The organism is Thioclava sp. GXIMD2076 (assembly GCF_037949795.1).
Lineage (GTDB): Bacteria > Pseudomonadota > Alphaproteobacteria > Rhodobacterales > Rhodobacteraceae > Thioclava > Thioclava kandeliae.
The window spans coordinates 2,144,436-2,157,982 of record NZ_CP149932.1; the positions used below are offsets into that span (position 1 = coordinate 2,144,436).

A 13,547-nucleotide genomic window follows, 5' to 3' on the forward strand; every position below is an offset into this window, starting at 1 on the left:
TGTATTATGGCAACATAAAGCAAGAGGCAGGCCCATTGTAGGCCGCCCGGTTTTTCCGAAGTCTCGGGGGCGGCAGTGAAGACGGTCAATCGACATCGCGGGGCATTGTGGGACCGGTTTGTCCGGTTGCGCAGGCAGAGGCGTGTGCAAAATGCCATGACGCTTGGGCTGGTTATCCTCGGCCCCATTCTGGCGATTGCGACCTTCGTGGTGCTGGGACCTCTGGCGCAAGGGGGCGATAGCGGCTCGTTGCGGCTGATCCTTCTTGCTGATTTCATCTATTTCATGGGCTTGGCGGGCCTTATTCTTACGCGACTTGCACAGATGGTGGCCGCAAGGCGCAAGCGGTCGGTTGGATCACGCCTGACCTTGCGCCTGACCGGTATCTTCGCCTTTGTCGCATTGGTGCCTACGGTTCTTGTGGCGCTGTTTGCCGGTTTGACAGTGAATATCGGGATGGAGGGATGGTTCTCCGACCGCGTTCGGGAGGTTGTCGGCACTTCGCTTCAGGCCGCCGAAGCCTATCAGAACGAACATCGACGGGATCTCACCGACGATGCTGACGCACTGGCGGGGTTCCTCAATATCCGGCGGCAAGCGGCGACCTTCATGTCGGATGGCGAGCTGCGCGAGCTGCTGGTGGCGGGTCAAAGCGGTATCCAGAGAGGTCTGAAAGAGGCCTATGTGATCGACGGGACAGGCGAGATTATCGCGCGCGGTGACCGTAGTTATCTCTTTGATTTCGAAAAGCCCGCACCGGAGAAGATCGTGCAGGCGCAATCCGGTCAGACGGTCCTGATCGAGGACTGGGACAATAATGAATTTCGCGCGCTCAAACAGTTGGACGCCTTTGCTGACAGATATCTTTATGTCTCTCGTAAGGTGGACGGATCGATCCTGTCGCTTCTGGATGACACACGCACCACAGTGACACTCTATCAGCAGCTGGAGGCGACGCGCGGCAGAGTGCTGTTCGAATTCGGGCTTGTCTATATGGGATTTGCGCTCATCCTCATTCTGGCCGCGATCTGGTTGGGTCTCTGGTTTGCCGAGCGGCTTTCGCTGCCCATCGGTCGGATGGCGGTCGCGGCCGAGAAGGTCGGCGCCGGGGATCTTGATGCGCGGGTAATCGAGGCCGAGGGCGATGACGAGATCGCGCTTTTGGGGCGTAGTTTCAACAAGATGACGGGCCAGCTTAAAGACCAGCGGGTGGCGCTGATGGCCAGTCACTCGGTGACCGAGGAACAGCGGCGCCTGTTCGATTCCGTTCTTGGCTCGGTAACCTCCGGGGTGATCGGGCTTGATGCTGCGGGCCGGATCGATTTTATCAACCGCTCTGCGGCGAAACTTCTGGATCTGGACAACCTTGCCGACCATCAGCGGATGATTGACGAAGCTGTTCCGGAATTCTCTGATCTTTTCAGACGCTTGCATAGTGCCGTTCAGGATGTGGTGCAGGAGGAGGTTCGGGTATCTCGCTTCGGGAAACTCGAGAGTCTTCTGGTCCGCGTTGCACTTCGTCTACGCGAGGACGGTCTGCGCGAGGGCTATGTGATCGCCTTCGAGGATGTCACCGAGCTTGTTTCGGCCCAGCGCATGGCCGCATGGGGAGATGTGGCCCGCCGGATCGCCCACGAGATCAAGAATCCGCTGACGCCGATCCAGCTATCGGCCGAACGGATCAAGCGCAAGTTCCGCAGGCATGTGGGTGAGGACGAGCCCGCGCTGGAGCAGCTGACTGGTGTGATCATCCGTCAGACCAATGACTTGCGTCGTATTGTTGACGAGTTTTCCAAATTCGCGCGGATGCCCGAGCCTGATCGCCGTGAGGTCGATTTGGTGGCGCTTCTGCGGGATGCGATCACCATTCAGGAAGGCGCGCTGCACGGCGCAGAGCTGAGTGCCGAGCTGCCCGATGGTCCGCTTCTGGTCGAGCTGGATCAGACGATGATCGGGCAAGCGGTGACAAACCTGATCAAGAATGCAGGAGAAGCGGTTGAAACGCTTTATGAAAAAGGCGTGGAAGAGGGCTATGCACCAGAGGTTCGCGTGCTCATGAGTGTTCAGCCGGAATTCATAACCTTGCAGATCATGGATAACGGGGTGGGCTTGCCCGAAGACCGCTCCCGTCTGTTCGAGCCCTATGTAACCACCCGCTCCAAAGGAACGGGGCTAGGGCTCTCTATTGTAAAGAAAATCATCGAAGAGCATGGCGGCACTTTGATGCTTCGGGATGCGCCGCCATTTCACCCAGGTGCCCATTCGGGCGCCCTTGCCGAAATCCGCCTGCCTCGTGCCCACGCGGCAGTGCGCGCCATCAAGGATAGTGAGCTGACATGAGCGATATTCTGATTGTCGACGACGAAAAGGATATTCGGGAACTAATTTCCGAAATTCTTCAGGACGAAGGCTTTTCGACCCGGATGGCGTCGAATTCCGATGAATGTATGGAGGCCGTCAATGCCGAGCCTCCGGCCCTCATGATCCTCGATATCTGGCTGAAGGATAGCCGGATGGACGGGATCGATATTCTGAAGACGACGAAGCGGGACAATCCCGATATTCCGATCATTATCATTTCGGGGCATGGCAATGTCGAGATCGCTGTGGCCGCGATCAAGCAGGGTGCTTATGATTTCATCGAAAAACCTTTCAATATCGACCAGTTGTTGGTAGTTGTTTCACGCGCGATGGAAACATCGAGGCTGCGCCGCGAGAATTCCACGCTCAAGCGCCGCGACATGCAGACGGGCGAGATGCTGGGCGAGAGTGCCGCTTTCAAGAAGCTCCGAGATCAGCTTGATAAGGTTACAAAATCCAATGGTCGCGTGATGCTGACCGGGGAGCCGGGGTCTGGCAAGGAGACGGCTGCGCGCTATATCCATCAACTCTCCACCCGTGCGACCGCTCCTTTTATCACCGTCAACTCGGCCTCCATCGAGCCTGACCGTATGGAAGAGGTTTTGTTTGGCCGCGAGACGCCCGAGCGCGGGATCGAGAAAGGCCTGCTTGAACAGGCGCATGGCGGCGTTGTCTATTTCGACGAAGTCGCGGAAATGCCGCTTGGCACGCAGTCGAAAATCCTGCGTGTCCTCACCGAGCAGCAGTTCCTGCGCGTTGGCGGGGCCGATAAGGTGCGGGTAGATCTGCGCGTGATCAGCTCCACCACACGCGATCTCACCGTAGAGATCGCCTCGGGCCGCTTCCGTCAGGAGCTCTATGACCGGCTGAATGTCGTGCCGATCGCGGTTCCCGGCCTCGCTGACCGGCGTGAGGATCTGGCGCTTCTGGCCGAGTATTTCCTCGTGCAGTTCAACGAGACGCAGGGGCTGCCGCTGCGCAAATTGTCGGGCGATGCGCTGGCGATGATGCAGACGATGGAATGGCCGGGTAATATCCGCCAGCTGCGCAATGTGATCGAACGACTGCTGATCCTCGGCGATGGCACGGGCGAGATCGAGGCGCGCGAGCTGCAGGGTGACCAGCCTGTGGAGACGGAATCGAGCCGCATCGTGCTGTCGGGCCAGCTGGCGACATTGCCGTTGCGCGAGGCGCGCGAACTGTTCGAGCGCGAGTATCTTCTGACCCAGATCAACCGGTTTGGCGGCAATATTTCCCGCACGGCGAATTTTGTAGGCATGGAGCGTTCAGCGTTGCACCGTAAACTGAAATCGCTCGGCGTCGTGACCGGCGTCAAGTCCGGTGGCCGGATGGCGCGGATCGAGGAAGATGCGGAATAGGGCGCGATAGGTCGGGGTGATTGACCCTTGCCGCGCTGCCGCATAAAACCGAGACCAACGAGTTGCGGAGGGTCGCATGAGGGTGATTATTTGTGGGGCCGGTCAGGTCGGTTGGCAGATCGCGCGGCATCTGTCGGGCGAGCGCAATGACGTGACGGTGGTGGATAGCAATCCCGAACTGGTGCGGCGGGCCTCCGATATGCTGGATGTGCAGGGCACCGTAGGGTTTGCCTCGCATCCTGACGTTCTCGAGGCGGCTGGTGCGCGCGATTGCGACCTGATTATTGCCGCAACCCATTCGGATGAGGTCAATATGGTGACCTGTCAGGTGGCGCAATCGGTCTTCGGGATCACGCGCAAGATTGCCCGCCTGCGGTCGCAGAGCTATCTCAACCCTGAATATCGCGATATCTACCGCCGTGACCAGTTGCCGATCGATGTGATCATCAGCCCCGAGCGCGAGGTTGCCGAGGCGGCATTGCGCAGGCTTCTGGCACCGGCGACCTTTGATACCGAAAGTTTCATGGAAGACGAGCTGCGGCTGATGGGGATCGTACTGCATGACGATTGCCCTGTTCTTTCGACGCCGCTGCGTCAGCTTACCGATCTTTTCTCGACGTTGCGCGCCATCGTTGTGGGGGTGCGCCGCGAAGGTCGGCTTTTTGCGCCGGAACCGAATGACCAGCTGTTTTCCGGCGATCAGATCTATATCTGTTCGCATCGCGACGATGTTTCGCGCACGCTCGAGATATTCGGCAAGAACGTCCATAAACAGGAGCGTATCCTGATCATTGGCGGTGGGAATGTCGGTCTGGCAGTGGCCAAGAAGCTGGAGGCGCGAAGCGACCGGACACGCGCCAAGATTATCGAGATGTCGCGCGAGCGTGCCGAGAAAGCCGCGGATTCGCTCGAGCGCACTATTGTTCTGCATGGTGATGGCATGTCACAGGAGCTGCTCGAGGAGGCCAATGTTGCCTCGACAGATGCAGTTCTTGCCGTAACCGATGATGATAAAACCAATCTTCTGGTCGCGGTGCGTGCCAAGCAGGCCGGGTGCAAGATGGCGATCACGCTGGTCAATGACCCGACACTGATCCCGATGATGGAGCCGCTGGGGATTGATGCGCAGATCAACCCGCGCGCCACTACCGTATCGTCCATCCTGCGCCACATCCGTCATGGCCGCGTCCGCCAGATCTATTCGATCGGGGATGCCGAGGCGGAAGTGATCGAAGCACAGGTTTTGGGCACGTCACCTTTGTCGGGGAAGCTGCTGAGAGATATCGATTTTCCCGAAGGCGTGCTGATGGGGGGGCTGAAGAAGGGCGAAAAGGTCGTGGTTCGCCCGCGTGCCGATACGCGGATTGAGGAAGGCGATGTGATCGTACTCTTCGCGTTGGCCGATGATGTGGCCGAAGTGGAGCGCCTGTTGCAGGTCTCCATCGATTACTTCTGAGGACCCGCCAATGCGGTCCAATCTGCGTAATCTGCCGCTTTTCGTCATTCTGGTCGCTGTGTCCGGCCTGATGATGTATGTGCCGGCAATGCACGCGCTGACGCTCCACCAGCACGAAGTCGCGCGGCCGTTCTTCTATACCGGAACGCTCCTTCTTTTTGTTTTCATGCTGTTGTCTCTGGCAACAGTGGCAAACCGACGGGGTCCTCGCGAGCGGTCATCGCTTCTGACCATGGTTGGCGCGTTTACCGTAATGCCGCTTATTCTCGCGATCCCCTTTCATGAGGTGATGCGGGATACATCGCTCTTCAACGCGTGGTGGGAGATGGTCTCGGCCTTTACGACGACGGGCGGCACGCTCTACAGTCCGGCGAGGCTCCCTCCGTCGCTACATCTGTGGCGCGCGATGGTCGGCTGGTCGGGTGGTTATTTCATGCTGGTGATGACCATCGCCGTGCTCGCTCCCTTGCGTGTGGGCGGCTTCGAGATCTTCTTTGCTGGCGGTCCTGGTGGCGAGGTGAAGGATGTAAACCTTCGCGGCAGCCAGCGCGGCGTTGTCTCGCGCGATAGGCTAGTGGATTTCGCACTGCAGCTGCTTCCTGTTTATGCCGGACTTACCGGTGCGTTATGGGTTCTTCTTCGTATCTCGGGTGAAGATAATCTGATTGCGCTCTGTGCCGCCATGTCTACGTTGGCGACCTCCGGTATCCTCCCGACCAGTTCTTTGGCATCCGGGCAGAATTCGGTGCTGACCGAGGTGATCATCTTCGTCTTCTTCCTTCCCGCATTGTCGCGCCGGTTCTGGCCCGGGGATGGAGAAATGCGTGCAACCAAACAGTTGCGCGACGATCCCGAACTTCGACTTGCGGCGATGATCGTTTTTCTGACCGTCGTGGTGCTGTTTTTCCGCCACTGGATGGCCGCGCTGGATACGGATAACCATCCGGGACTTCTGGTCGTGCTCCGGACGATTTGGGGGGGGCTGTTTACCACGCTTTCCTTCCTGACCACGACCGGATTTGAATCGAGCGGTTGGGAAGATGCCCGCGCCTGGGCAGGACTTGGCACCCCCGGGCTCATTTTGTCGGGGCTGGCCATCATTGGCGGTGGCATCGCGACAACTGCGGGCGGAGTGCGTCTGCTGCGGGTCTATGCCCTGATCCGCCATGGCGAGCGGGAACTGGATCTACTGCTTTATCCGAGCTCGGTCGGCGGCGGCGGGCAGGCGGCGCGCAGATTGCGCCGCAAGGGCGCGTTCGTGGCCTGGATCTTCTTCATGCTCTTCGCGATCTCGATTGCCGTGGTCATGGTCGCGATCTCCTATACCGGCCTCGATTTCGATCCGGCCATGATCTTTACGATCGCGGCTTTGTCCAATACCGGCCCGCTGACCGCAGTCGCGGGGGATTTTCCGCTGGCTTGGGGGGATTTGAGCACAGCCGCGAAAGCTATTCTTGCAGGGGCTATGGTGTTGGGAAGGCTTGAAACTTTGGCGATTATCGCGCTGTTCAATCCAGAGCTGTGGCGAAAATGAGTGCTTTATGGGCACGTTTTTCAACCGATGCAGCGTCGATGCCGATTTGGGGTGGAAACTCGCGTTAACTTGAGCATACTCGGGCCAGAGTGGGACGAGCCAACGTCCCCGAAATGCTAAAAGAAAAGGCAAAATAAAATGGCTGCCGATAAACAAAACCTGCAGGACGCGTTTCTGAACCATGTCCGGAAGACCAAAATCCCGGTCACGATCTTCTTGATCAATGGTGTGAAACTGCAGGGGGTTATCACTTGGTTCGATAACTTCTGCGTCCTTCTGCGCCGCGACGGCCAATCCCAGCTTGTCTACAAGCATGCGATCTCGACGATCATGCCGGGGCAGCCGATTTCCTTGTATGAAGGCGACGACTGAGTCCGATTTGAGCGATACTATTTCCCAAGATAAGGTCCTGACGCGGGCCTATGTGCTGCATCCTGACCTCAAAACCGGGGACGGGATGCGTTTGCCTGAGCACGGGCTCGCAGAGGCGGTGGCTCTGGCCGCCGCTTTGCCCGATCTCGATGTGGTCGGTTCCGAAATCGTCCGCTTGCCCAAGCCGCATGCCGGACATCTTTTTGGCACTGGCAAGATGGATGAGCTCGGGCAGAAGCTCCACGATCTGGAGATCGATCTCGTGCTGGTAGATGGGCCAGTGACGCCGGTCCAGCAGCGCAATCTCGAAAAGGAATGGAAGGTTAAACTTCTTGACCGAACCGGTTTGATTCTCGAGATTTTTGCCGATCGCGCCCGCACCCGTGAGGGTGTGTTGCAGGTTGAACTCGCAGCGCTCAGCTATCAGCGGACGCGGCTTGTGCGGGCATGGACCCACCTCGAGCGTCAGCGTGGCGGGCTCGGGTTCGTCGGTGGTCCCGGCGAGACACAGATCGAAGCTGACCGTCGAGCGATTGACGAGCAGATGGTGCGTATCCGCCGGCAGTTGGCCAAGGTTGTCAAAACCCGCGAGCTTCATCGGGCCTCACGCCGCAAGGTGCCATTTCCGATCATCGCGCTCGTGGGCTATACAAACGCCGGAAAGTCGACCCTTTTCAACAAGGTAACGGGTGCGGATGTGCTGGCAAAAGATATGCTCTTTGCCACGCTCGATCCCACGATGCGCGGGGTGACGCTGCCCTCGGGGCGCAAGGTCATCCTGTCGGATACGGTGGGATTTATTTCCGAGTTGCCCCACCAGTTGGTCGCCGCTTTCCGTGCGACGCTGGAAGAAGTGCTCGAAGCAGATCTGATCTTGCATGTGCGTGACATCTCGCATCCGCAGAGCGACGCGCAAGCCGCGGATGTGGAAGACATTCTCGAGAAGCTCAAAGTCGACGAGGATGTGCCGTTCATCGAGGTCTGGAACAAACTCGATCTTCTGAGCGAGGAGACCCATGCCGCAACGGCGCTGCAGGCCGAGCGCCGTGAGGATGTCTGCGCGATTTCGGCGCTGACAGGCGAAGGGTTTGAGGCACTTCTTCTGTTAATCGAGAAACTGCTCGGCGAGGAGCGGATAAGCGAGGAAATCGTTCTCCCATTCGCGGAAGGCCGCCGTCATGCGTGGCTGCATGCGGAAAATGTTGTCCGCGAAGAGGCCCAGACCAAGGAAGGCTGGGTGCTGCAGGTCGAATGGACAGGCTCGCAGAAGGGCCGTTACAACGCCCTGTAGCGCACAGTTATACAAGAACATCAAAAAGGCGCGGCAAGCATTTTGCCGCGCCTTTTTTATCCAATGTCAGCTGGCGGGAACCAATTTGGTGATGCCTGCCGCAGCGGCTCGCGCAAGCGCCGGATCAAGCGACATCGGGATATATTCCCCGCGCCGCCACAACTCCGACAGGTCGTCATAGTGGCGCGAGAAGGGATGGCCCGACTGACCGGTTGCGGTGATGAAGACAGAGCTGTCCGGATCGGCCAGATCATAGACGCCGCGATAACCTGCCGCCTGAACATTGGTATAGGGCTCGGGGCCCGTGCCGATGGTCTTGCCGCGCATCAGCGTGAAATCACCGCCCGAGGAGGACTGCCGGATATTGGCGAACCAGCCGATCAGGGGCATGTTCTTCAGGACCGGATGATCCTGATGCGCCTCATGCGCATCCCCCCAGCGCCAGCTTTCGATGTTGGGGCCGTATTTCTCCTTGAGGTCAAGAAGGGCGGCATCAAGCGAGGTTTTGGCGATCTGGGCACAGGTTTCCTGCGTGCCCGACTGGATGATATTGCACCAGTGCGCCGCGCCCTGACTATTGCGGAAGACGCGCTCGATAAAGAGCGGATCGAGGGCTGTGAACTTGTCGGCCAGTGGACCCAGCTCGTCGCGGATCAGCCGCGATTGCAGCTCGCGCATCCACGCGGCATAGATCAGTGGCTCGGGAAGATGCTCGGACATCTCGCCATCCCATGCCGCCAGCAGCTCGAGCGCGCGCTGGCGCAGGCGATCGGGCGTGCCATCGGGAGCAGGTGTGCCGGTATACCACAGATCGGCCCCGACCAGCGGCAGCAGGTTGCGCGCCGCAGGGCTGACGGTGTCGAGCTGGGCCGACATGAAGCTCTCGCGCGAATGCACCTCGCGGTCGCTCAACAGTTTCGTCAGACGCTGGATACGCTGGCTATCACCCCAGTCGAAGGTGACATTTGCGGGAAATTTCGTGTCGGTGACCTTGTTATTGGTGTTCATCACGACGCCATCGGCCGGATTGATCTCGCGCGGGTTGTCGGCATAGGGCAGGCGGCCCGACCAGCGGTTTTCCGGCAGCCAGCCCGCGGAGGGCATGCGGCCTTCGGTCTGGTTTTGCGGATCGCGCTTGGGGATCGCGCCGATCAGCACCCGCCCGACTTCTTTCTGGTCGGCGACCACAAGGTTCTGCGCGGGCGTGATATAGTCCTCACCGGCCTTGATCGCGCTCTCGACATCACTCGCACGCATCAGCTTCATCGCCGCACTCATCGAGGTGTCATGCGGGTCGAGGGCGGTCCAGTCGACCGACATCACCGATCCCTTCGGCGTCACGGTCCCGAGGTCGAAATGGGTGCCGGGCAGCACCGGACCATTATCGGTCGCTCGGAGCGTCAGGGTGATTGGCTGGCTGTCCTTGATCTTCAGGATCGTGCGCTTGGTAGTGAATTTTTTCCAGCCATCGGGGGTGCGGTAGGTTTCGCGATCGGCAGGGTTTACCTGCTCGACATGAAGGTCCATGTCGTCGACATAGGCGCCAGTGACCCCCCATGCCATATGCTCGTTACGCCCTGTGATGATGAGCGGAATGCCCGGAATGGTGCCGCCGATCACGCCGCCACCGGCAAGCTGGAGCCGGGCCAGATACCATAGCGTGGGGGCCGTCAGCCCCATCTGCGGGTCATTGGCCAGAAGCGATCCGCCCGCGGCAGAACGGTCGGGCGCTGCGGCCCAGGCGTTCGAGCCTGCCTCGAGACCGGCTGCCGGAAATGGCGAGAGCGGCTCGGGCGCATCCTCCTGTTGCACGGCGCGGGGCACATCGGGGAAGAGCGTGTGGTAATCGGGCAGGGCGCTGCTTGGTGTTCCGGGCATATCGGGGAGCAGATCGCGAACCCAGGACGGATCGAGCAGCGAGACACGGGCGCGCAGCACCTCACGCGTGAACTGGTTGTTCTGCTCAACGGCCAGCAGCTTTAGGATCGCCAGCGAGTCCGCAGGCGTCCAGTAGGAGATCGAGTTGTCGAAGAGGAAGAATTCGGGCGCACCACGCCCCATGGCACCCTTGTTGACCTGCGCGATCCATTGATTGACGCCTGCTGCATACGCCTCGAGTGCGGCCCTGGTCTGGGCATCCTGCGCATCGACCGAGGCGACAGCTGCATCATAGAGCCCCAGACGCCGCATCAACTCGTCGGTCTTTACCGTGCTCGGCCCGAAAACCTCCGAAAGCCGCCCCTGAACCGTCCGGCGCAGCATCACCATTTGCCATAGCCGATCCTGCGCATGGGCGAGGCCCAAACCGAAGAACACATCAGGATCGGTCTTGCCGAAGATATGCGGCACATCTTCCGTTGAGCGCACGATTTCGACCGGCGCGGTGATCCCCGAGACTTTATAGGTTGCATTATAATCGGGCAGGGAGCGCGAGGCAAAATACCAGATCCCGACCGCGCCCAAAACGACTAAAACAATGACAAAACTGGTCAGTCGCACCATCCAGCGGAAAAGTGAGTACATGAGTGCTCCGGTTGGGTCTGCAAAAGTTGCGCCGGATTTGACCAGCGGGGGTTGCGGCTTAGTAAGTCAGGTATGACAAAGGATCAACGCGCGTTTGCGCGAGATTGCCAATACTGTGCGAATACTGTGAGGGAGTTTACCGATGACGAAAATCGCTTTTCTGGGGCTCGGGGTGATGGGCTATCCGATGGCGGCGCATCTGAAGGATGCCGGCCATGAGGTGACTGTTTATAACCGCACGACCGCGAAGGCCGAGGCCTGGGTTGCCGAACATGGCGGGGCCTTCGGGACAACGCCCGCGGAGGCTGTGAAAGACGCCGAGATCGTGATGACCTGTGTCGGCAATGACGATGACCTGCGCATGGTCTGTGCCGGTGAGGATGGCGCGTTCTCGGGGATGTCCTCGGGGGCGATCCTGGTGGATCACACGACCGTTTCGGCGATGGTCACGCGCGAGCTTGCGGCGATCGCCAGTGATAAAGGTCTGGGCTTTGTCGATGCGCCAATCTCGGGCGGTCAGGCGGGTGCGGAGAACGGCGTCCTGTCGATCATGTGTGGTGGGCCGCAAGAGCAGTTCGATAAGGTTGCGCCGGTGCTTGATGCCTATGCCAAGATCTGTCGTAGACTTGGCGAGAGCGGCGCGGGCCAGCTGTGTAAATCCGCCAACCAGATCGCGATTGCGGGTGTGGTCCAAGGGCTGTCCGAGGCGCTGCTCTTTGCCGAGAAAGCGGGATTGTCGATCACCGATGTGGTCGAGGTGATCAGTCAGGGTGCCGCCGGAAGCTGGCAGATGGCGAACCGTTCGGAGACCATGGCCAAGGGCGAATACGCGTTCGGCTTCGCTGTCGACTGGATGCGCAAGGATCTCGATATCTGTCTGAATACGGCAGAGGAAATCAAGGCGCCGCTGCCGATGACGGCGCTTGTCGACCAGTTCTACAAGGATGTTCAGACGATGGGTGGCGGACGCTTGGACACATCCGCTCTGATCGCGCGGCTGCGTAAGCTGTCAGAAAACGCGAACTAAGTGCGGTAAGTGACTGAAAAACATAGGAGTATGCGATACATAATTCGCATTCTTCCTATGCGTATTTTATACCAATAATGCGAATTATGTAAAATATTGTGTCATTCATCCGATTATCAGTGCCTATTTTATGCAATGTAGACTGGACCCGACGCGGATGAGCGACTAAACGGACGCCAAATCTCCTTAGCATGCAGGACGCCAAGCAATGAGCTTTGATCGCAGCATTAAGATCGCGCCTTCTATTCTTTCTGCCGATTTCGCCGATTTCGGACGCGAGATCCGGGCCATCGAGGCCCAGGGCGCCGATTGGGTCCATGTCGATGTCATGGACGGTCATTTCGTGCCCAACCTGACCTTCGGGCCGCCGCTGTGCAAAGCGATCCGTCCGCATATCAAGACGGTCATGGATGTCCATCTGATGATCTCGCCGGTCGACCAGTATATCGACGCCTATGCCGATGCTGGCGCCGATGTCATCACGGCGCATCTCGAGGCCGGTCCGCACATCCACCGCACGCTGCAAGCGATCCGTGGTGCTGGCTGCAAGGCCGGTCTGGCGCTCAATCCCGGCACCGGTATCGAGCAGATCGACTATCTTCTCGACCAGGTCGATCTGATCTGCGTGATGACTGTGAACCCCGGTTTCGGCGGACAGAAATTCATCCATAGCCAGATCGACAAGGTCCGCAAGCTGCGTGCGATGATCGGCGATCGTCCGATCCATATCGAGATCGATGGCGGCATCACACCCGAGACCGCACCGCTGATGGCCGAGGCTGGCGCGGATGTTCTGGTCGCGGGTTCGGCCGTGTTCAAAGGTGGCTCGGTCGAGCAGCCCGAGGCCTATGGAGCGAATATCGCTGCCATCCGCGCCGCCGCCGAAGCCGCGCGTGTGAAGTAAGATTATGGCCGCCGCGATGACATCGGTATGTTCCGTGATCTTCGATCTCGACGGGACGCTCGTTGACAGCGCGGCGGCCATCCAGCTGGCGCTGAATCATGCACTGAGCCTGCACGGGTTGCCCGTATTGCCGCTGGATGTGGTGCGCGGCTTTATCGGCCGTGGTGTCCCGCATCTCATGGACTGTGTCGGCAGGCAGAACGGCATGGATCCGTCTTCCGCGCAATTCATCTCGGTTTCCAACGCTTTTTCAGCGCGTTACGCGCGCCAGCAGCATGGAAATCTTCTCTTTGACGGCGTGATCGAGGCTCTGCAGGATCTGCAGGAAAGCAATGTTGCACTGGGGCTTTGCACGAACAAGCCGTTGGATGCTGCTAGAACAGTTCTGCAACATACTGGAATTGATGCGTTTTTCAGCGTGGTTGTAGCGGGTGACAGCCTGCCCACGCGCAAACCCGACCCCGAGATGCTCTGGGCGGCGCGCGATCGCATGGGCCCTGCGCCATGTCTTTATGTGGGCGACTCGGAGGTGGATGCAGAAGCCGCCCATGCAGCGGGCATTCCGTTCCTGCTTTACACCCGCGGATACAGGAAGATGGCGGCCGAGGAGCTTGCTCCGTGGCGGGTCTTTGATGATTTTGGTGCTCTCGGTAGCCTTGTCGGATGTTTCGTGAAGGAAATGCCGCAGGCTTGAGCATTA

The 13,547-nt window shown here is 59.2% G+C and carries 10 protein-coding genes; 9 read left to right on the forward strand and 1 reads right to left on the reverse strand.

Annotated features, from left to right (window positions below):
• Positions 1 to 156: 156 nt before the first annotated feature.
• The 6 genes from WDB91_RS10595 (at position 157) to hflX (ending at position 8,393) form a co-directional block, all read left to right on the forward strand.
• Complete coding sequence (locus tag WDB91_RS10595) at positions 157 to 2,340, forward strand: PAS domain-containing sensor histidine kinase (protein ID WP_339112532.1); 2,184 nt, start codon at positions 157 to 159, stop codon at positions 2,338 to 2,340.
• Positions 2,337 to 3,740 (forward strand): sigma-54 dependent transcriptional regulator, encoded by a 1,404-nt coding sequence (locus tag WDB91_RS10600; protein ID WP_339112533.1) that lies wholly within the window; start codon positions 2,337 to 2,339, stop codon positions 3,738 to 3,740. Before WDB91_RS10595 ends, WDB91_RS10600 begins: the two co-directional genes overlap by 4 nt.
• 76 nt (positions 3,741 to 3,816) lie before the next feature.
• Positions 3,817 to 5,196, forward strand: a complete 1,380-nt coding sequence (trkA, locus tag WDB91_RS10605) for a Trk system potassium transporter TrkA (RefSeq protein WP_339112534.1) — start codon at positions 3,817 to 3,819, stop codon at positions 5,194 to 5,196.
• 10 nt (positions 5,197 to 5,206) lie between these two features.
• On the forward strand, positions 5,207 to 6,730 hold the full coding sequence (locus WDB91_RS10610; RefSeq protein WP_339112535.1) for a potassium transporter TrkG: 1,524 nt from the start codon (positions 5,207 to 5,209) through the stop codon (positions 6,728 to 6,730).
• Positions 6,731 to 6,868: 138 nt separating this feature from the next.
• Positions 6,869 to 7,102 carry an RNA chaperone Hfq gene (hfq, locus tag WDB91_RS10615; protein WP_339107276.1) on the forward strand — a complete coding sequence of 78 codons (234 nt, stop codon included), beginning with the start codon at positions 6,869 to 6,871 and terminating at the stop codon, positions 7,100 to 7,102.
• A gap of 85 nt (positions 7,103 to 7,187) precedes the next feature.
• The gene (hflX, locus tag WDB91_RS10620; RefSeq protein ID WP_339114505.1) at positions 7,188 to 8,393 is read left to right on the forward strand and encodes a GTPase HflX; all 1,206 of its coding nucleotides are present in this window, start codon (positions 7,188 to 7,190) and stop codon (positions 8,391 to 8,393) included.
• A 66-nt stretch (positions 8,394 to 8,459) separates the two neighbouring features.
• Here the strand turns inward: hflX and WDB91_RS10625 are convergent, their stop codons facing one another.
• Entirely contained in the window at positions 8,460 to 10,916 is a 2,457-nt protein-coding gene (locus tag WDB91_RS10625) for a penicillin acylase family protein (protein ID WP_339112536.1), read from the reverse strand.
• A 142-nt stretch (positions 10,917 to 11,058) separates the two neighbouring features.
• On the opposite strand from WDB91_RS10625, the gene WDB91_RS10630 reads away from it, so the two are divergent.
• The 3 genes from WDB91_RS10630 to gph all read left to right on the forward strand — a co-directional run bounded on the left by WDB91_RS10630 (position 11,059) and on the right by gph (position 13,541).
• On the forward strand, positions 11,059 to 11,943 hold the full coding sequence (locus WDB91_RS10630) for an NAD(P)-dependent oxidoreductase (RefSeq protein WP_339112537.1): 885 nt from the start codon (positions 11,059 to 11,061) through the stop codon (positions 11,941 to 11,943).
• A 208-nt stretch (positions 11,944 to 12,151) separates the two neighbouring features.
• Positions 12,152 to 12,847, forward strand: a complete 696-nt coding sequence (gene rpe / locus WDB91_RS10635) for a ribulose-phosphate 3-epimerase (protein ID WP_339112538.1) — start codon at positions 12,152 to 12,154, stop codon at positions 12,845 to 12,847.
• A 4-nt stretch (positions 12,848 to 12,851) separates the two neighbouring features.
• Positions 12,852 to 13,541: a phosphoglycolate phosphatase gene (gph, locus tag WDB91_RS10640; RefSeq protein WP_339112539.1), complete on the forward strand. Its 690-nt coding sequence runs from the start codon at positions 12,852 to 12,854 to the stop codon at positions 13,539 to 13,541.
• Positions 13,542 to 13,547 lie beyond the last annotated feature (6 nt).